Source organism: Serinibacter arcticus (genome assembly GCF_003121705.1).
Taxonomy (GTDB): domain Bacteria; phylum Actinomycetota; class Actinomycetes; order Actinomycetales; family Beutenbergiaceae; genus Litorihabitans.
Window position 1 is genome coordinate 3,717,131 of the sequence record NZ_PYHR01000002.1, and the last position, 19,164, is coordinate 3,736,294.

Here is a 19,164-nt window from a genome sequence, read left to right on the forward strand (position 1 = left end):
CAGGGTGGGGGAGTGACCACAGCCTCGCCCGTGACCCTCGACGACGTCCTGCGGGCGCGGGAAGTCCTCGACGACCTGCTGCACCTCACCCCGGTCGAGGGCAGCGAGGCCTTCTCCGAGATCGCCGGCCACCCGCTGATGCTCAAGTGCGAGCACCTCCAGCGCACCGGTTCCTTCAAGGTGCGCGGAGCGCTCGTCCGCCTGGCCCGGCTGAGCGACGAGGAGCGCCGCCGCGGCGTCGTCGCCGCGAGCGCCGGGAACCACGCGCAGGGCGTGGCCTGGGCCGCTCGACGGCTCGGGATCGACGCCGTCGTGCACATGCCGGCCGACGCCGCGATCCCCAAGGTCGAGGCCACCCGCTCCTACGGCGCCCGCGTGGTGCTCGGCGGCGACCGCGTCGAGGACGCCCTCGCGCGAGCCACGGCGGAGGCCGAGGCCGAGGGGCGCACCTTCATCCACCCGTACGACCACGTGGACGTCGTGGCCGGCCAGGGCACCGTCGGCCTGGAGATTCTCGAGCAGGTGCCCGACGTCGGGACCATCCTCGTGCCGACCGGTGGCGGCGGGCTCGTGGCCGGGATCGCGGCGGCGGTGCCGGCGCACGTGCGCGTCGTCGCGGTGCAGGCCGAGCGGGCGGCCGCCTACCCGGCGTCGCTCGCGAGCGGCGTCCCGACGACGGTCGCCACGGGCCGCACGATGGCGGACGGGATCGCCGTCGCGCGGCCGGGGGACGTCCCGTTCGGTGTGCTCGCGGCCCACGGTGCCCAGGCGCTCACCGTCAGCGAGGACGACCTCTCCCGCGCCGTGCTGTCGCTCGCCGAGCGCGCGAAGCAGGTCGTGGAGCCGGCCGGCGCCGCCGGGATCGCGGCCGTGATCGCCCACCGCGGGGAGACGCTCGACGGGCTGGCCGAGCCGGGACGCAAGGTCGTCGTCGTCCTCTCCGGCGGGAACGTCGACCCGATCGTGCTGCGGAAGGTGTTCCGGCACGGCATGGCCGCGGCCGGGCGCTACCTGCATCTGCGGTGCAACCTGTCCGACCGGCCCGGGAGCCTCGTCGGTCTGCTCGAGGCGATCGCGCAGGTGCACGCCGACGTCGTCACGATCGGCCACGTGCGGACGGGTGCCGGTCTCGGCGTGGACGAGACCGCCGTCGACGTCGAGGTCGTCACGAAGGGATCGCGGCACAGCACCGAGGTGCTGGAGCACGTGCGCGAGTCCGGCTACGACGCCGTCGTGCGCTGACCGGAACGGCCTCGCGACGTGACCGGAAGGGCCTCGCGACGTGACCGGAACGGCCTCGCGACGTGACCGGAAGGGCCTCGCGACGTGAGCGGAAGGGCCTCGCGACGCAGCAGCGGCGGTCACCCCGAGGGGTGACCGCCGCCGACGCGAAAGGTGGGTGCTCAGCCGTGGAACGGCTTGGCGCCCGTGATCTCCACGGAGATCTCGACGCCCTTCGGCGTGGTGTAGCTCGTGGTCTCGCCGATCTTCTTGCCGTTGATCGCGTCGCCGAGCAGCGACGACGGGGAGTAGACGTCGAGGTCGGTGTCGCCGCCGACCTCGCGCGAGCCGAAGACGAACGACATCTCCTCGCCGCCGACCAGGGCCGTCACGACCATGCCGGGCTCGACGACGCCGTCGTCGGGCGGGACCTCGCCGACCTCGGCGGTGCGCAGCAGCTCGGTGAGCTGGCGGATCCGGCCCTCGGCCTTGCCCTGCTCCTCGCGTGCCGCGTGGTAGCCGCCGTTCTCCTTGAGGTCGCCCTCGGAGCGGGCCTGCTCGATCCGCGCCGTGATCTCGGCGCGGCCGGGGCCGGAGAGGTGGTCGAGCTCCGCCTTGAGGCGGTCGTAGGCATCCTGCGTGAGCCAGGTGGTACCGGACACGGTGTTCTCCTTGCTTGGTGATGTCGCATCCACGACGACGGTGTCGGCCGGAGCCGGGGCCGGGTGGCCGGGCGCGCGACGGCGGACCGTCACGTACTGGTAGACGACACGCCGCCCCCCACGGGAACGGCGAAACGACCAGTGTAGTGCGAGATGCCTCAGCCGACGGCGACGCACCCGTTCGCGGTGGCGTCGGCCTGCTCGGCCCGGGCGAAGGTCGTGACGTCGACCGTGAGGGGAACGGCGCGGGCGCCGCCCGCGGGGACGTCCACCAGGGTGACGCCGACCTGCGCGTGGCTGGCGTCCAGGGCCTGCACGGTGCAACGGAGCGCGACGTCGGGATCGTCGCGAACGACGGAGAACGCGACGCGGACCTGGGAGTCGGAGATCACCTGGTAGCTCGAGCCCGTGACGGTCGCCCCACCGCCCGGCCCTCCCAGCACCAGCCAGAGAACGACGGCGGTCCCCAGCGCCGCGATGACCGCGGCGGCGATCCAGGCCACGCGCCCGGGAGACGTGCCGGTCGTGGCCGGCCGCGACCCGTACCGGCGGGCGAGCTTCGCCTCGCGGTCGACGGGGCCGGCGGCCTGGGGCGTGCTCACCCGACCAGTCTGCCCCAGGTGGGAGGATGGTGACCGACAGATCCCAGCACGCAAGGAGGGCCCGTGGCCCCGCTCCGGCTCATGGCCGTGCACGCACACCCCGACGACGAGTCCAGCAAGGGCGCCGCCACCATGGCGCGCTACGCGGCCGACGGCGTCGACGTCCTCGTCGTCACCTGCACCGGTGGCGAGCGTGGTGACGTGCTCAACCCCCGGCTCCAGCACGACCCCGAGGTCCTGGTGGACCTGCCCGCCCGCCGTCGGCGGGAGATGGACGCCGCGGCCCAGGCCCTGGGCGTCCGCCAGACGTGGCTCGGCTTCGTGGACTCGGGTCTGCCCGAGGGCGACCCGCTGCCCCCGCTGCCCGAGGGCTGCTTCGCCCTCGCGCCGCTGACCGAGACGGTCCCGGCGCTCGTCGCGCAGATCCGTGAGCAGCGGCCCCAGGTCCTGCTCACCTACGACGAGAACGGCGGCTACCCCCACCCCGACCACATCATGACCCACGTGGTCTCAATGGCGGCGGTCGAGGCGGCGGCCGACCCGGAGCAGTTCCCGGAGCTCGGCGAGGCGTGGCAGGTCGCGAAGGTCTACTACCACGCGTCCTTCTCGCGACGCCGGATGGCGGCCGTGCACGACGCGCTCACCGACCGCGGCCTGGAGTCCCCGTTCGGGGCCTGGCTGGCGGAGTGGGACGGCGAGGGCGGCCGCAACGTCACCTGCCGCGTCGACGCGTCGCGCCACTTCGGTCAGCGCGACCAGGCGCTGCTGGCGCACGCGACACAGATCGACCCCGACGGGTTCTTCTTCGCGGTGCCGCGCGACCTCGAGGCCGACATCTGGCCGTGGGAGGAGTTCGAGCTCGTCTCCTCCACCGTGCCGACCGAGCCGATGGAGGACGACCTGTTCGCCGGGGTGCGCGAGTGAGCGTCGACGGGCTGGGCGTCGTGCTCGCCCAGACCCAGGCACAGGTCCCCGACCAGTACGACGTGACCCCCGGCCTGCTCGGGTTCCTCGTGACGTTCGCGATCGCCATCGCGTTCCTCGTGCTGATCCGCTCGTTCAACAAGAACATGCGCAAGGTCCAGCTCAACGAGCGCCGTCGTCAGGAGGCCGCGCGCGTCGCGGCCGAGGCGGCCGAGGCCGAGAAGGCGGACGCCCAGGAGGCGGACGGCGAGGCGGCCGACGCCGAGGTGTCCGACGCCGCGAGTGCCTCGGACCCGGCCCCGACCGTGCCGGCTCCGACCGAGCCGACCGAGACCGAGCTCGACACCGACCAGGCGGACGCGCGCCGGTGAGGGTCGCGGTCGCGCAGCTGGACACAGCCCGGGACGCCCCGGGCCTCCGCGGCGCGACCGACCTGGTGCTGGACGCCGTCGAGCGCGCGGCCGGCGCGCACGCGGCCGACGTGGTGGTCCTGCCCGAGTACGCCTCGGGCTGGGCCGAACCGGTGGACGCCGACCTCGCCCTGCCCGACGGCGGCGACCTGCTCCCCGCGGTCCGCGACCTGGCGGCGCGGCTCGGCGTCGCCGTCGTGCTCGGTCTCCTGATCCCGACGGCGGAGCCCGGCCGGGCCCACAACGTCACCGTCGTCGTGGGCGCCGACGGTGACGAGCTCGGGCGGTACACGAAGGTCCACCTCTACGACGCCTACGGCGCCAGGGAGAGCGACGTCCTCGACGCCGGCGACCCCGCGACGGCGGGCGCCCCGCTCGTCGTCACGGTCGCCACCGCGGCGGGTTCGCTGCGGCTCGGCGTCGTCACCTGCTACGACCTGCGCTTCCCCGAGTCCGTGCGGGCGCTCGTGGACGCGGACGGCGGTCCGCCCGACGTCGTCGCGGTCGGGGCGGCCTGGGCGGCGGGGGAGGGCAAGGCCGACCAGCTGCGCGTCCTCGCGCGGGCGCGGGCCATCGAGAGCACCGCCTACGTGGCGCTCGCCTCGCAGTCCGGTGCCGGACGCGTCGGGGGCTCCGCCGTCGTCGATCCCCGCGGGATCGTGCTGTCGCAGGTGTCCGACGACGCGCCGACGCCGGCGATCGCCGTGGCCGACGTCGACCTCGAGCAGCTGGCCGCCGTGCGGTCGGCGAGCCCCGTGCTGGCCCACCGCCGCTACGGCGTCCACCCGCTCAGCTGACGGACTCCTCGCCGCCCTCCACCGCAGCGGCGCGGGCCTCGACCTCGGCCACGCTCAGCGCCGTCGGGTCGTCCTTCGTCGCATCGAGGACCTCAAGCGCCGCCGCGGGGTCGAACGTCACCACGGGCCAGCCCAGGTCGAGGCCGCGCAGGGCGTCCACGAGCAGCTGCGTGACGACGAGCCTGGTGTACCACTTCCGGTTCGCCGGGACGACGTGCCACGGCGCGTACTCGGAGGAGGTCCGCTCGAGCACGCGGTCGTAGGCCTCGGTGTACAGCGGCCACTTCGCGCGCGTCTCGAGGTCGCCCATCGAGAACTTCCACTGCTTGTCGGGACGCTCGAGGCGCTCCCGCAGCCGGGCGTACTGCTCCGAAGGAGAGATGACGAGCGCCACCTTGACCACGGTGGTGCCGGCGTCGACGAGCTCGCGCTCGAAGGCCACCAGCTCGTCGTAGCGGCGCTCGATCTCCTCGGCGTCGACCAGCTCGTCGACCTTCACCACCAGCACGTCCTCGTAGTGCGAGCGGTCGAACACCCCGATGCGTCCGGCGGCGGGGAGCGCGTTGCGGATGCGCCACAGGTAGGGGTGCTCGCGCTCCTCCTGCGTGGGCACGCCGAACGAGCGGATCGTCACACCCTGCGGGTCCACCATGCCGAGCACGTGGCGCACGATGCCGCCCTTGCCCGACGTGTCCAGGCCCTGCAGCACCAGCAGCACCGATCGCGTACCGCCGGAGCGGCCCTCGGCGAACAACCGCTCCTGGAGCTCGGAGAGCTCCTCGCCGAGCGTGGTGGTGAGGGCCTCGGCAGCGGAGCGGTCGCCGTTCCAGCCCGGGGTCGCGTCGGCGTCGACGTCCCCGATCGAGTAGCCCGCGCCGGGCTGGAGCACCGGTGCGAGCGGGGCGGTGAGGCGGGCGTCGGCGGTCGAGGGCTTCGCTTTCGAGCCCTTCGCCTTCGACCCCTTCGCCTTTGGGTCCTTCGTCCCGCCCGAGCTGTTCTTGCTCGTGCTGCCTGACTTCTTCGACGTCGTCGTCTTCGCCATGCTGGTCCTCCCGGTCCGGTGACGCGAGCCTAGGCCAGCGCACCGACAACGGGTCGGGTCAGCGCAGCGAGAGCACCACGACGTAGATCGCGATCGCGTGGCAGGTGTAGCCGATCAGGGTGCCGACGTGGAAGATCTCGTGGAAGCCGAACCAGCGCGGCGAGGGGTTGGGCCGCTTGAACGCGTAGACCGCGGCGCCGACCGTGTAGCCGATGCCACCCGCGATGACGAGCCACATCACGGCGTCACCGCCGGAGCGCCCGAAGGAGGGCAGGAACCAGACCGCGACCCAGCTGAGCGCCAGGTAGATGGGCACGTAGAGCCAGCGGGGCGCCCCGAGCCAGAACACGCGCGCGAGGATCCCCGCGAGGGCGCCGCCCCACACGACGAGCAGCAGCGTCCGGGACTGGGTCGGCGGCAGCAGGAGCGCCGCGAGCGGCGTGTAGGTGCCGGCGATCACGAGGAAGATGTTCGAGTGGTCGATGCGCCGCAGGATCGCGAGCGTCCGCGGCTCCCACGTGCCCCGGTGGTAGACGGCGCTCGCGCCGAACAGCAGCGTCGTCGCGACGGCGAAGACCAGCGTGCTCCAGCGCGCCGTCGGCGTGGGGGACAGGACGACGAGCACGACGCCGGCGATCACGACGAACGGGAACATCCCGGCGTGGATCCAGCCGCGCAGGAGCGGCTTGACGGCGGTGGCGAGCTGCTCGACGGCCGACTCGACGGTCAGTCGGGGACTGCTCTCGGACGGGGTGCGGTCCGGGCTGTCGCTCGGGGAAGTGCTGGCGGGCATGCGGTCCTCGCTCGTGGTTACGTCACCGTAGGTTACCCCACCGTAGGTTACGGACGAGGGGGCTCCCGGGCTGCGGTGTGGGCGGTCGGTGGGGAGGATGTGCGGGATACGCACGCGGCGCGTCGCGTCGGCGGACGACGGCGTGCGGCGCGCGGTAGCGTGGCTCGGCGGTGGACCTGCCGGTGGGCGGTGATCGTGCGAGCGCGACGAGATGAAGGCGGTGTGGTGTGAGCAGGTTCAGCCTGACGGGTGGCCTCTACGGGCTCTACGAGCGTCGTCTCGCACGCGAGCTGCTCCAGGGTGATGTCCCGCACCACATCGGGATCATGATGGACGGCAACCGGCGCTGGGCGCGCCAGGTCGACGCCCCGCCGTCGCACGGGCACCGCGCCGGTGCCGACAAGATCGTCGACGTGCTCGGCTGGTCCGACGCGATCGGCGTCAAGATCGTCACGCTCTGGATGCTCTCGACGGACAACCTCCGCCGTGACCCCACCGAGCTGACCGAGCTCGTCGCGATCATCGAGGGCGCCGTCTCGGACCTGGCCGCCTCGCGCCGCTGGCGGATCCACGCGCTCGGAGCGCTCGACCTCCTGCCCGAGTCCACGGCCCAGCGGTTGCGCGCCGCGCAGGAGCTGACCAGCGACGTCGAGGGCATGATCGTCAACGTCGCCGTCGGGTACGGCGGCCGCCAGGAGATCGCGGACGCCATCCGGTCCCTGCTGCGCGAGCGGGCCGAGCAGGGCGTCACGCTCGAGCAGGTCGCGCAGGAGATCACGGTCGAGCAGATCGCCGACCACCTCTACACCAAGGGCCAGCCCGACCCCGACCTGGTCATCCGCACCTCGGGCGAGCAGCGCATCGGCGGGTTCCTGCTGTGGCAGAGCGTCCACACGGAGTTCTACTTCGCCGAGGCGTTCTGGCCGGACTTCCGCCACGTGGACTTCCTGCGCGCCGTGCGCGCCTACTCCAGCCGCGAGCGTCGCCTCGGCCGCTGAGGTCCCGCCCGTCCCGGGTCCGCCGGGTGACGTCCGGGGGCCGGCCGGTTTCGCGCAGGTGAACTCTTTCCGCGCCACGCCGACGACGCGCGTGTCGTGTCGCGCGCGAGGTCCCGACGGCTCGTAGCGTCACCCTCGTGAGCGACATCCAGCCGCTCGCCGGGAGGCCACTGTGAAGCACTGCTTCGACAGGAGGGGCCGACGGCCCCAGCGGCCGTCCGTCCCCACCTCGCACGGTCCGCACGCGCTCCGGCGCGTCTGCGCGGACTGACCACCAGGCGCCCTCGGGCGCCGGAGGGAGCCACCGTGAGCGAAGGCACCGAGATCAACCCCGTACCGACCGGGGCGGGTGAGGGGGTGCCGGGCGTCACGTACGTGCTCGACACCTCCGTCCTGCTGTCGGACCCGCGAGCGATGTTCCGGTTCGCGGAGCACGACGTCGTGCTGCCGGTCGTCGTCGTGACCGAGCTGGAGGCGAAGCGCCACCACCCCGAGCTCGGCTACTTCGCCCGCGCGGCGCTGCGGATGCTCGACGACCTGCGGATCAAGCACGGCCGGCTCGACGCCCCCGTCCCCGTCGGCGACGGCTCGCTGCGGGTGGAGCTCAACCACTCCGACCCCTCGGTGCTCCCCTCGGGCCTGCGCCTCGGCGACAACGACACGCGCATCCTCTCCGTGGCGGCCAACCTCGCCGCCGAGGGCAAGGACGTCGTCGTCGTGAGCAAGGACCTGCCGATGAGGGTCAAGGCCTCCTCGGTGGGGCTGGCCGCCCAGGAGTACCGGGCGCAGCAGGCGGTCGAGGTGGGCTGGACCGGCATGGCGAGCGTCGACCTGGACGAGGGCGAGCTCGCCTCGCTCTGGGGCAGCGAGCGCATCTCGATCGCGGACCTGCGCGACCCGGCCCCGGTCCGCGACCTCCCGGTCCACACGGGGCTCGTGCTGCACTCCACGCGCGGCTCGGCCCTCGGCCGGGTGACCGCCGACAAGCAGATCCAGCTCGTGCGCGGCGACCGCGACGTCTTCGGGGTGCACGGGCGAAGCGCCGAGCAGCGCGTCGCGATCGACCTGCTGCTGGACAAGGAGATCGGCATCGTCTCGATCGGAGGGCGGGCCGGGACGGGGAAGTCGGCGCTCGCTCTCTGCGCCGGGCTCGAGGCCGTCATGGAGCGCCGCGAGCACCGCAAGATCATGGTGTTCCGTCCGCTGTACGCCGTCGGGGGCCAGGACCTCGGCTACCTGCCCGGCAGCGAGTCGGACAAGATGAACCCGTGGGCCCAGGCGGTCTTCGACACCCTCGGCGCCATGGTTTCCACCGAGGTCGTGGAGGAGGTGATGGACCGCGGGATGCTCGAGGTCCTGCCGCTCACGCACATCCGCGGCCGCTCGCTGCACGACGCGTTCGTGATCGTCGACGAGGCCCAGTCGCTCGAGCGGAACGTGCTCCTGACGATGCTCTCCCGCATCGGGCAGAGCTCGCGCGTGATCCTCACGCACGACGTCGCCCAGCGCGACAACCTGCGCGTCGGCCGGCACGACGGCGTCGCGGCGGTCATCGAGGCGCTCAAGGGCCACCCGCTCTTCGCGCACGTCACACTCACGCGCTCCGAGCGCTCACCGGTCGCCGCGCTCGTCACGGAGCTGCTGGAGGGCATCGACCTCTGACGCGCCTCTGATCTCCCGTCCGGACCACGACGGCGGGCGCCCCTCCCGAGGAGGGCCGCTCGCCGTCGTCGTGCCGGGACGTGAACAAGATCCTTGCGCCCGTCGCGCTACTGAGGTTGTGTAGAGGTCAAGGGGAAACCAAGACGACACGACAGCGGCGACGTTCGGAGCACGAGTCATGAGGAAGTCAGTGGCGACGGTCGCCGTCGCGCTGGCCGCCACGCTGGGCCTCGCGGCCTGCGGGAGCGGCGACGACGACGGGGTCGAGCTGACCTGGTACATCAATCCGGACGCGGGGGGTCAGGCCCTCATCGCGCAGCAGTGCACGGAGGAGGCGGCGGGCGCCTACACGATCGCGACAGCTCTGCTTCCGCGTGACGCGGACTCGCAGCGGGAGCAGCTCGCGCGTCGGTTGGCGGCCAACGACACCTCGATCGACCTGATGAGCCTCGACCCGCCATACATCCCCGAGCTGGCCCGTGCCGGGTTCCTCGCCCCGGTCCCGGACGAGCTGGCCGCCACCGCCCAGGAGCAGGCCGTCCAGGGCGCCCTCGAGACGGCGACCTGGGAGGACGAGCTCGTCACGGTCCCGTTCTGGTCGAACACGCAGCTGCTCTGGTACCGCACGTCGGTGGCCGAGGCGGCGGGTCTGGACATGTCGCAGCCCGTCACGTGGGACCAGCTGATCGACGTCGCCCGCGAGCAGGACGTCGATCTCGCCGTCCAGGGGATCCGCGCGGAGTCGCTGACCGTGTGGCTGAACTCCCTCGTCGTCTCGGCGGGCGGCGAGGTCATCAGCGGTGAGGCGACCAGCGCGGCCGACGTCGACGTCACGCTCGACAGCGAGGCCGGCGCCGAGGCGGCGCGGATCCTGTCCACGATCGGCCAGGAGGGTCTCGGGGGACCGGGGCTGCCCACGGCCGACGAGAACGCCAACCTCGCGTCCTTCCAGGGCGACGCCGGCTCGTTCATGGTCAACTGGCCGTTCGTCTGGCCCGCCCTCAACGACGCCGTCGCCGGTGGCTCGCTCGACCAGGCCGTCCTCGACGATCTCGGCTGGGCGATGTACCCGGCGATGATCGAGGGCGAGGGAGCCCGGCCGCCGGTCGGCGGCATCAACCTCGGGGTCAGCGCCTTCAGCGGGCACGTCGAGGAGTCGTACGACGCGATCGCGTGCATCACCGACCCCGCGAAGCAGGCGGCCTACTTCGTCAGCGACGGGAACCCGCCGTCGGCCACCTCCTCCTACGACGACCCGGCGGTGCAGGAGGAGTTCCCGATGGCGCCGCTCATCCGTGACAGCCTGGAGGCCGGGGCGCCGCGCCCGCTGACGCCGTTCTACAACACGCTGTCGGCCGGGCTGCAGCGCACCTGGCACCCGATCGACCAGGTCGACGAGGACACCCCGACGATCTCGACCGAGCTCATCGAATCCATCCTCGCCGGGGAGGCGCTGCTGTGAGCACCACGACCCGGGCGACGACGTCGTCGCCCACCCCGTCACCGTCGGGGAGCCCCCGCACCAAGCCTCGCCGCAGCGCCCGCCGTCGGGCGGAGGCCCGCCTGGGCTGGCTGCTGGCCGGTCCGGCGTTCATCGTCATGCTCGCCGTCACCCTGTACCCGATCCTGCAGGCCGTCTGGGAGTCGCTGTTCGACTACGTGCTCACGGCGCCCGACGACCGTACGTTCGTCGGCCTCGGCAACTACGCCGTGATCCTCACGGACTGGGTGTTCTGGAAGAGCCTGGGCATCACCCTGATCATCATGATCGTCACGGTCGGGATCGAGCTCGTCCTGGGCTTCGGCCTCGCGTGGGTGATGCACCGGGCGCTGAAGCGCCTCCGTGGCCTCCTGCGCACGGCGATCCTCGTGCCCTACGGCATCATCACGGTCGTCTCCGCCTTCGCCTGGTTCTACGCGTTCGACACCACGACCGGTTACGTCAACTCGTGGTTCGACTGGGTGCCCGGCATCGACTCCGACCTCAACTGGTTCGCCTCGACGCCCACCAGCCTCTTCGTGATCATCGCCTCGGAGATCTGGAAGACGACGCCGTTCATCTCCCTGCTCCTGCTCGCCGGTCTGGCCCAGGTGCCGGGCGACCTGGAGGAGGCCGCGAAGGTCGACGGCGCGACGTCGTGGCAGGTGTTCAAGCGCGTCATCGTGCCGAACATGAAGGCCGCGATCATGGTCGCCGTGCTGTTCCGCGCGCTGGACGCGTTCCGCATCTTCGACAACGTCTTCATCATGACCAACGGCGCCTACAACACCGAGGTGCTCGCGCTGCTCGCCTACCGCACCTCGATCAGCCAGCTGCAGATCGGGATGGGCTCCGCGATCTCCGTGCTGCTGTTCCTGTGCGTCATCGTCATCTGCTTCGTGGCGATCAAGATCTTCAGGGTCGACCTCGCCGGCGCCCAGGGAGGGAAGTGACATGCTGACCGGTCGTCAACGCCTGTGGTGGACGCTCATCACCGCCGCCGTCCTGCTGTACGCCCTCTTCCCGGTGGCCTCGATCCTGGCGACGTCGTTCAAGCCGGCCGCCGAGCTCACCTCGGGCACCTTCCTGCCCTCGAGCCCGACGCTGGAGAACTACTCCCAGATCCTCGCCGGCGACGCGCAGGAGCTGTTCCTCTCCTCGCTGCGCAACTCGATCGGCATCTCGATCATCTCGACGGTGCTCGCCGCGATCCTGGCGACGCTCGCCGCCTACGCGATCGCGCGCCTGGACTTCCCGGGCAAGAAGCTCGTCCTGATGACGTCGCTCGCGGTGTCGATCTTCCCGGTCATCTCGATCGTGACCCCGCTGTTCAACCTGTGGCGGACCGTCGGCCTGTACGACACCTGGCCCGGCCTGATCATCCCGTACCTCTCGCTCACGCTCCCGATCTCCATCTGGACCCTGACGGCGTTCTTCCGCCAGATCCCGTGGGAGCTGGAGCAGGCGGCCCAGGTCGACGGCGCGACGGCGTACCAGGCGTTCCGTCGCGCGATCGTGCCGCTCGCTGCGCCCGGGGTGTTCACGACGGCGCTCATCGCCTTCTTCATCGCGTGGAACGACTTCGTCTACGGCATCTCGCTCACGTCGACGTCGGCCGCGCGCCCCGTCCCCGCGGCGCTCGCGTTCTTCACGGGCGCCTCCCAGTTCGAGCAGCCGACGGGCGCGATCTCCGCGGCCGCCGTCGTCGTGACCATCCCGGTGGTCGTGCTCGTTCTCCTGTTCCAGCGTCAGATCGTCTCCGGCCTCACGCAGGGTGCCGTCAAGGGCTGAGGCCCGGGAGGAGTAGTCATGTCAGCCATCACGCTCAAGAACATCGTCAAGGAGTACGGGGACGGCTACGCGGCGGTCAACGACGTCAGCCTGGACATCGCCGACGGCGAGTTCGTCATCCTCGTCGGCCCCTCGGGCTGCGGGAAGTCGACGCTGCTGCGGATGATCGTCGGGCTCGAGGACATCACCGACGGCGAGCTGCGCATCGACGACGAGCTCGTCAACGACAAGGCGCCGCGCGACCGCGACCTGGCGATGGTCTTCCAGAACTACGCGCTCTACCCGCACCTGACCGTCTACGAGAACATCGCGTTCCCGCTGCGGCTGACGAAGGGCGCCTTCAGCCACGAGGAGATCGACCGCCGCGTGCGCAGCGCGTCGACCATCCTCGAGCTCGACGAGCACCTCGACCGCAAGCCGGCCAACCTCTCCGGCGGCCAGCGGCAGCGCGTGGCCATGGGCCGGGCGATCGTCCGCGAGGCGCGGGCGTTCCTGTTCGACGAGCCGTTGTCGAACCTCGACGCCAAGCTCCGCGGCCAGATGCGTACGGAGATCGCCCGCATCCAGCGCACGCTCGGCACGACGACCGTCTACGTCACCCACGACCAGACCGAGGCGCTCACGCTCGGGGACCGCGTCGCCGTCCTGCGCAAGGGCGTCCTGCAGCAGGTCGCGAGCCCCCGGGCCCTGTACGAGCAGCCGGTCAACCTGTTCGTGGCCGGGTTCATCGGCTCCCCTCCCATGAACTTCCTGCCGGGGACGGTCGGGGACCAGGCCGTCTCGACTCCCTTCGGCGACATCCCGCTCACCGACGACCTGCGCTCCAAGGTCGGCGACCGCGGGATCGTCATCGTCGGCATCCGCCCGGACTCCTTCCACGACGTGGACGACGCCGAGGCGCCCGAGGGGGCTGTGACGGTCGAGGCGGAGATCGACGTCACGGAGTGGCTGGGCTCGGAGCTGTACGCCTACGTTCCCTTCGAGAGCCACGACGACGTCGCGGCCAAGCTCGAGGAGCTCGACCGGGATCTCGACGGCGAGGGGATGCGCACGCAGCTGGTCGTCTCCCTCGACGCGATGAGCACGCTGGCCGACGGTGACCGCGCGACGCTCTGGTACGACCCGACGGGCGTCCACCTGTTCGACCCCGAGTCCGGCGACAACCTCACGCGCGACCCCGAGCGCGCCGACACGCTCGACGAGCAGGGCGCCAAGGCCCGCAAGCGCGCGATCGAGCGGGCGCGGGCGAAGGCCGAGAAGGGCGAGGCGGAGGTCGCGGTCCCGAGCGCGGGCTGACTGCGTGCGACGGCGGGCGCCCGCGTCCGCCGTCGCCGTCCGCGCTGAGCGACGGGGGTCGATCAGCGCGACAGGTCGATCAGCGCAGGGGGTCGAACGGCCGCAGCACGTCGGGCACCGTCCCCGTGACGACGGACTCGGCCACGAGCCGTCCGGTGAGCGGGCCGAGCGTGACGCCCCACATGCCGTGACCACCGGCGGCGACCACCCGGGGCGATCGCGTCGGGCCGATCAGCGGCAGCCCGTCCACGGTGCACGGGCGCGAGCCCACCCACTCCTCGCGACGGTCGTCGAAGTCGGCGCCCGTGATCATGGGCTCGGCCGCCCGGCGGATAGCGGCGATCCGCCGCTGGTCCAGCGGTTCGCCCGGACGGCGGAACTCCATCATCCCGGCGACGCGCAGGCGACCCCGCAGCGGCGTGCACGCCACGCGCTGCGCCGGAAGGTAGAACGGCCCGCGGGGCAGGTGCTCGACCGGGACCGTGAAGGAGTAGCCGCGCCCCGCCTGCACGACGCGGCGCACGCCCACCGTGTGGGCGAGCTCGCCCAGCCGGGCGCCCGAGGCGAGGATCACGACGTCGGCGCTGCGGTGGTCGCTGTGGTGGTCACCCCGCGCGGTGCGCCCGCGCGGCGGCACCCCCTCGTGGTCGACGACGCGGACCCCGGCGGCGGAGTGCGGGCTGCCCCCTGACACGGACGTCACGCGCAGCCCCTCGACGATCTCGACCCCCTCGGAGCGGACGAGGTCGGCCAGCGCGGCGACGTAGCGGGGCGGGTCGATGTGGCGGGTGCCGTGCAGCCGCAGACCGGCACCGACCCGGTCGGAGGCCGCGGGGACGAGCGCGCGCACGCCGTCGCCGTCGAGCAGCTCGTGGGGAGCCCGCTGGCCCGACTCCTCGATGATGCGCAGCTCGTGGAGGAGGGTCTCGCGCTCGGCCGTGCTCGCGTAGGCGGCGACGAAGGGCGCGTCGCCGTGCGTGGGTTCGGTCAGGCCGTGCGCGGCGAGCTCGTCGAACGCGTCGAAGACCATCGCGTTCAGCGGCACCAGCGCGCTCATGCTGCGACGCCAGGCGTCCCACGTGCAGTGGCGCAGGAAGCCGACGAGGAACCGCAGCAGGTTCGGGTCCGCCCGCGGCGGGATGTAGACCGGCGACGACGGCGAGGCCAGCGCCTGGAGGCCGGCCGCCAGGATCGAGGGGTCGGGGAGCGGGATGGTCAGGCTCGGTGTGAGCCAGCCCGCGTTGCCCCAGGAGGCGCCGGCGGCGACGTGCTCGGCGTCGAGCACCGTGACCTCGAGGCCGGCGCGGCGCAGGTGGTGCGCGGTGGAGAGGCCGACGATGCCGGCGCCCACGACGATCGCGGATCGGGGAGCGGGGAAGCGACGGGCGGCCATGGGCCAGTCTCCCACTCGGTTCCGCGCAGGGCGAGGGGCCGCGGACGCGGACGTGGAATCCCCACGGGTCGGCGGCACGCGCGAGACTGGTCGGGCGCGGTGTCCGCCGTCATGGGTTTCTGGTCCCTGCCGCGTGCTCGCGCCAGACCTGCCCGTTCGCTCGACCGTTCCTCGTTCGAGCGCCCTCGATCCGGAGGTTCCTCGTGTCCCAGCCGTCCCCGTACGGCGGCCCCGCCGTCCCCGCCGCCTTCCTCGAGCAGCAGGCTGCCGACCTCCGCCGGAGCGCCCGTGGCCAGACGGTCGCCGCGGTCGTCAGCTGGGGGTTCGTCGCGCTGATCGGGCTCGGACAGGTCGCCCGGGTGTCCTCGGGTTCGCTCCTCGGCGGTGGGGCGGGCGGGCGCAGCGGCAGCTACCTGTTCGGGACGGCCGTCGGCGCCCTGGCCTTCCTCGCGGTCCCGCTCATCCTGGCGATCCGGTCGACCGTGGGGGCCCACCGCAAGCGCTCCCAGGCACGAGCGTTGGAGATGCAGGCACGGCAGTCGGCGTTCGGTGGCGTAGCAGGCTACGGCGACCAGGGCTTCGGGGCGTCGGGCTACGAGGTTCCGTCGTACGGGGCACCGGGTTACCAGGGTTACCAGGGCTACCCGAGCCAGCCGTCGGACGGCCGGCCCTCCGACGCCCCGTCCTCCGGGACGCAGCCGTACGGATCGCCGCCCTCCGGGTCGCAGCCCTACGGGACGGCGCCGTCCTCGACCGACGGGTGGGACCAGGACCGCCCGGTGCCGCCCGCGCGCTGAGGGCGAGCGACCGCCGTCGGCCTTCTCGGCCGACGGCGTCCCGGGCTCAGCTCTCGGGCTGGGCGCCGACGTCGCCCTGGACGGCGACGAGCTTGGCCTTGCCGTCCGCGAGGGCGTACTCGACGCCGACGACCGCGAGTCGGCCCTCGGCGATCCGCTGCGCGATGGTGGCGGAGTAGGCCGTCAGGGTGCTGGTGGTGTTGGTGACGTGCTCGCGCAGCAGGACGTCGGCGCTGGGGCTGTGCGGGAGCCCGTAGCGCATCGTCTCCTCGAGCGAGCGACGCGTGATGATGCTGGGGATGACGCGGTCGACGATCGCGCGGACGAACCCGGGAGGCATGACGCCGGTCCGGAGGGCGTCGACGGCGGCCTGGACTGCGCCGCACGAGTCGTGACCCAGGACGACGACGAGCGGCGTGCCGAGGATCTCGACGCCGTACTCGATCGAGCCGATCACCGTGGTGTCGATGACGTGACCGGCCGTGCGGACCACGAAGGCGTCGCCGAGGCCCTGGTCGAAGATGATCTCGGCCGCGAGCCGCGAGTCCGAGCAGCCGAAGATGACGGCGAACGGGTGCTGGGCGGCCGCGACGTCACGGCGGTGCTCGATGCTCTGCGCGGGATGGGTCTGGGAGCCGGAGAGGAATCGCTCGTTGCCCTCGACCAGTGCGGTCCAGGCCTCGGCGGGCGTGGTGGGACGGGGGGCGTTGATGGGCGTCGGGGTGCTCACGCCCCGATCATCCCACCGTGGTGGCCATCCGACGCGTGGGTGTCCGCCGCGGAGTGCGAGGCGACCTCACGGCCGTGTCGACCGGCAGGGTTCAGGCTCCGCCGTCGAGCTCCTGGCGGGTGGGCGGGTTCGCGCCTGGTCGGGAGACCGTGATGGCTGCGATCCGGGCGGCCTGCTCCAGCAGCGAGGTCAGGCCGGTCGCGTCGAGGGCGGCGATCGCGTCGTGCCGCGCGGCGCCGAGCAGGCCGGTGGACCAGAGGCCGTCGATGAGCCCTCCCATGAAGGAGTCGCCGGCGCCCACGGTGTCGGCGACGTCGACCGCCGGAGCGGTCACGGCGACCTCGACCCCGGACGCGGTGACGGCGAAGGAGCCCTCGGCGCCCAGGGTGACGACGACGAGCGCCGGCCCCGCGGCGGCCCAGGCGCGGGCGACGTCCTGCGGCGTGCTGCCGGGCTCGAGCCAGGCGAGGTCCTCGTCGGAGACCTTGACGACGTCGCTGACGCCGACCAGCGCGAGGACGCGTGGTCGGACCGCGTCCCGCTCGCCCATGATCGTGGGGCGGAGGTTCGGGTCGTAGGTGAGGACGGCGCGGCGGCGGGCGCTGCCGAGGAGCGAGGTGACCTTCGTGGCCCCGGGCTCGATGACGGCACCGATCGAGCCGACGTGCACGACGACGGCGTCCTCGGCGACCTGGTGCTCGGGATAGTCGATCTCGAGGTCGAAGTCGTAGGTCGCCGAGCCGGCGGAGTCGATGTGCGCCTTGGCCGTGGAGGTGCGGGCGGCCCGCTGGGAGCCGGAGGCGATCCGGACCCGGCTCGCCTCGAGGTGGTCGCGGACGAGGTCGCCCTCGGCGTCCTCGCCGAGCCAGGTGAGGAGCTGGACGTCGCGGCCGAGCCGGGCCAGGCCGATGGCGACGTTCGCGGGGGATCCGCCCGGGTAGGCGACGGGCTCGACGCCGGGACGTGCGACGACGTCGACGAGGGCCTCGCCGATGACCAGCGCCTGCATCAGACGTCCTCGTTCCGGTTGCCGGCGGGCTGCTCGGCCGAGGCGGCCTCGCGCTCGGCGGCGACCTCGCGCAGCCGGGTCCGGGCGCCGTCGAGCCAGGTCTGGCAGTGGGCGGCCAACGCCTCGCCCCGCTCCCAGAGGTTCATGGAGTCCTCGAGCGTCGAGGCTCCCTGCTCGAGGCGCTGGACGACGTCGAGCAGCTCGGAACGGGCCTGCTCGTACGTCAGGGTGGTCACGTCTACCTGCACCGGTGCGCTCACGAGCCCAAGTCAATCAGAGTTCGGCGTGATCTCGGGGGTGCCGGGGACGCGCGGCGCGACGGCGACGGCGAAGCGCCCCTCGGCGACCACGGCCTCCAGCGCCTGGCCGGCCTCCACCTCGGCCGCGTCGCGGACGACGTGACCCTCGGTCGTGCGCAGCACGGCGTACCCGCGCTGGAGCGTCGAGGCGGGGGAGAGGGCGCGCACCTGGGTGGCGAGCGAGGCGACGCCGAGGGCGGCGCGTTCGAGTCGGTTGTCGAGCGACGTGCGCATCGTGCGGACCTCGCGGGCGAGGGCCTCCTCGCGAGCGGTGATCATGACGATCGGGTTGGCCATCACCGGGCGGCTGCGCAGCGCGGTGAGGCGGTCCTGCTCGGCACGCAGGCGCGCGCCGAGGGCGTGCTCGAGCCGGCGACGGGCGACGCCGAGACCCTGGCGCTCGGCGACGACGTCGGGCACGACGCGCTTCGCGGCGTCGGTCGGGGTCGAGGCGCGGTAGTCCGCGACCAGGTCGAGCAGCGGAGCGTCCGTCTCGTGACCGATGGCGGAGACGATCGGTGTGGTGCAGCCGGCGACCACGCGGACGAGGGCCTCGTTCGAGAACGGCAGGAGGTCCTCGACGGAGCCACCGCCGCGGGTCACGACGATGACGTCGACGGCGGGATCGGCGTCGAGCTCGGTGATCGCGCGGCTGACCTCGCTGACGGCCTTGACCCCCTGGACGGCGACCTGGCGCACTTCGAAGCGCACCTCGGGAAAGCGTTCGCGAGCGTTGACCAGCACGTCGTCCATCGCCTTGGCCTCGCGGCCGCAGACGAGGCCGACGCACGCGGGCAGGAAGGGGAGGGGGCGCTTGCGGCTGACGTCGAAGAGGCCCTCGGCGGCAAGCACGCGTCGCAGCTGCTCGATGCGGGCGAGGAGCTCACCGAGCCCGACGGGACGGATGTCGCGCGCCTGCAGGGAGAGGTCGCCCCGCTTGGCGTAGAACGCCGGCTTGGCGTGGACGACGACGTGCGTGCCCGGCGTGAGCGGGGCGGTGACCCGGTCGAGCACCTCGGAGAACGCGGTGAGCCGGAGCGACATGTCGGCGGCCGTGTCCCGGAGCGTGAAGAAGCTCATGCCGGAGCGACGGTTGGCCTCGACGATCTGGCCCTCGACCCAGACCGGGGCCATCTTGCCGATGTAGTCGGCCATCTTGGCCGACAGCAGCCGGAGCGGCCACGGGCGTTCGGCGGTCGTCTCCAGGGCGCGCTGCGGGAGCGGCTGGGGGTCGGGGGTGGGGGAGCTGCTCACGAGG

Annotated in this window: 20 protein-coding genes; 11 read left to right on the forward strand and 9 right to left on the reverse strand. The window is 72.6% G+C overall.

Annotated features, from left to right (window positions below):
* Positions 1-12: 12 nt before the first annotated feature.
* Entirely contained in the window at positions 13-1,242 is a 1,230-nt protein-coding gene (ilvA, locus tag C8046_RS16540) for a threonine ammonia-lyase (protein WP_235866370.1), read from the forward strand.
* A 161-nt stretch (positions 1,243-1,403) separates the two neighbouring features.
* On the opposite strand, the gene greA is transcribed toward ilvA, so the two are convergent.
* Positions 1,404-1,883: a transcription elongation factor GreA gene (gene greA / locus C8046_RS16545; RefSeq protein WP_109230390.1), complete on the reverse strand. Its 480-nt coding sequence runs from the start codon at positions 1,881-1,883 to the stop codon at positions 1,404-1,406.
* 158 nt (positions 1,884-2,041) lie between these two features.
* Positions 2,042-2,485, reverse strand: a complete 444-nt coding sequence (locus C8046_RS16550) for a DUF4307 domain-containing protein (RefSeq protein ID WP_158277248.1) — start codon at positions 2,483-2,485, stop codon at positions 2,042-2,044.
* An 81-nt stretch (positions 2,486-2,566) separates the two neighbouring features.
* On the opposite strand from C8046_RS16550, the gene mca reads away from it, so the two are divergent.
* Genes mca through C8046_RS16565 form a run of 3 tightly spaced genes read left to right on the forward strand, consistent with a single transcriptional unit; the run spans position 2,567 to position 4,616 of the window.
* Positions 2,567-3,409, forward strand: a complete 843-nt coding sequence (gene mca / locus C8046_RS16555) for a mycothiol conjugate amidase Mca (protein ID WP_109231004.1) — start codon at positions 2,567-2,569, stop codon at positions 3,407-3,409.
* Entirely contained in the window at positions 3,406-3,780 is a 375-nt protein-coding gene (locus tag C8046_RS16560) for a hypothetical protein (protein ID WP_109230391.1), read from the forward strand. The genes mca and C8046_RS16560 overlap by 4 nt, the downstream gene beginning before the upstream one ends.
* Positions 3,777-4,616 carry a nitrilase-related carbon-nitrogen hydrolase gene (locus C8046_RS16565; protein ID WP_109230392.1) on the forward strand — a complete coding sequence of 280 codons (840 nt, stop codon included), beginning with the start codon at positions 3,777-3,779 and terminating at the stop codon, positions 4,614-4,616. Before C8046_RS16560 ends, C8046_RS16565 begins: the two co-directional genes overlap by 4 nt.
* Here C8046_RS16565 and C8046_RS16570 read toward each other — a convergent pair.
* Positions 4,609-5,658: a PPK2 family polyphosphate kinase gene (locus C8046_RS16570; RefSeq protein WP_109230393.1), complete on the reverse strand. Its 1,050-nt coding sequence runs from the start codon at positions 5,656-5,658 to the stop codon at positions 4,609-4,611. The genes C8046_RS16565 and C8046_RS16570 overlap by 8 nt on opposite strands.
* A 58-nt stretch (positions 5,659-5,716) precedes the next feature.
* Entirely contained in the window at positions 5,717-6,451 is a 735-nt protein-coding gene (gene trhA, locus C8046_RS16575) for a PAQR family membrane homeostasis protein TrhA (RefSeq protein WP_109230394.1), read from the reverse strand.
* 227 nt (positions 6,452-6,678) lie between these two features.
* Here trhA and C8046_RS16580 point away from each other — a divergent pair, with 227 nt between their 5' ends.
* From C8046_RS16580 to C8046_RS16605, 6 genes are all read left to right on the forward strand, one after another.
* Positions 6,679-7,449, forward strand: coding sequence for an isoprenyl transferase (locus C8046_RS16580; protein WP_235866371.1), 771 nt, complete (start codon positions 6,679-6,681; stop codon positions 7,447-7,449).
* A 414-nt stretch (positions 7,450-7,863) separates the two neighbouring features.
* Entirely contained in the window at positions 7,864-9,111 is a 1,248-nt protein-coding gene (locus C8046_RS16585) for a PhoH family protein (RefSeq protein ID WP_235866482.1), read from the forward strand.
* Positions 9,112-9,289: 178 nt separating this feature from the next.
* Positions 9,290-10,573 (forward strand): extracellular solute-binding protein, encoded by a 1,284-nt coding sequence (locus C8046_RS16590; RefSeq protein ID WP_109230396.1) that lies wholly within the window; start codon positions 9,290-9,292, stop codon positions 10,571-10,573.
* Entirely contained in the window at positions 10,570-11,544 is a 975-nt protein-coding gene (locus tag C8046_RS16595; RefSeq protein WP_109230397.1) for a carbohydrate ABC transporter permease, read from the forward strand. The genes C8046_RS16590 and C8046_RS16595 overlap by 4 nt, the downstream gene beginning before the upstream one ends.
* Before the next feature lies 1 nt (position 11,545).
* Positions 11,546-12,382 (forward strand): carbohydrate ABC transporter permease, encoded by an 837-nt coding sequence (locus tag C8046_RS16600; RefSeq protein ID WP_109230398.1) that lies wholly within the window; start codon positions 11,546-11,548, stop codon positions 12,380-12,382.
* An 18-nt stretch (positions 12,383-12,400) separates the two neighbouring features.
* Complete coding sequence (locus tag C8046_RS16605) at positions 12,401-13,678, forward strand: ABC transporter ATP-binding protein (protein WP_109230399.1); 1,278 nt, start codon at positions 12,401-12,403, stop codon at positions 13,676-13,678.
* 79 nt (positions 13,679-13,757) lie between these two features.
* On the opposite strand, the gene C8046_RS16610 is transcribed toward C8046_RS16605, so the two are convergent.
* Positions 13,758-15,071 carry an NAD(P)/FAD-dependent oxidoreductase gene (locus C8046_RS16610; protein ID WP_109230400.1) on the reverse strand — a complete coding sequence of 438 codons (1,314 nt, stop codon included), beginning with the start codon at positions 15,069-15,071 and terminating at the stop codon, positions 13,758-13,760.
* A 203-nt stretch (positions 15,072-15,274) separates the two neighbouring features.
* Here C8046_RS16610 and C8046_RS16615 point away from each other — a divergent pair, with 203 nt between their 5' ends.
* Positions 15,275-15,868, forward strand: a complete 594-nt coding sequence (locus tag C8046_RS16615; RefSeq protein ID WP_109230401.1) for a hypothetical protein — start codon at positions 15,275-15,277, stop codon at positions 15,866-15,868.
* 46 nt (positions 15,869-15,914) lie between these two features.
* On the opposite strand, the gene C8046_RS16620 is transcribed toward C8046_RS16615, so the two are convergent.
* The 4 genes from C8046_RS16620 to xseA form a co-directional block, all read right to left on the reverse strand.
* Complete coding sequence (locus C8046_RS16620) at positions 15,915-16,598, reverse strand: carbonic anhydrase (protein ID WP_235866372.1); 684 nt, start codon at positions 16,596-16,598, stop codon at positions 15,915-15,917.
* Positions 16,599-16,689: 91 nt separating this feature from the next.
* A complete protein-coding gene (locus C8046_RS16625; protein ID WP_109230402.1) occupies positions 16,690-17,607 on the reverse strand; it encodes a carbohydrate kinase family protein in 918 nt (305 codons plus the stop codon).
* Positions 17,607-17,843, reverse strand: a complete 237-nt coding sequence (locus tag C8046_RS16630) for an exodeoxyribonuclease VII small subunit (protein WP_419183566.1) — start codon at positions 17,841-17,843, stop codon at positions 17,607-17,609. Before C8046_RS16630 ends, C8046_RS16625 begins: the two co-directional genes overlap by 1 nt.
* 33 nt (positions 17,844-17,876) lie before the next feature.
* Positions 17,877-19,160 (reverse strand): exodeoxyribonuclease VII large subunit, encoded by a 1,284-nt coding sequence (gene xseA, locus C8046_RS16635; RefSeq protein ID WP_199224505.1) that lies wholly within the window; start codon positions 19,158-19,160, stop codon positions 17,877-17,879.
* Positions 19,161-19,164 lie beyond the last annotated feature (4 nt).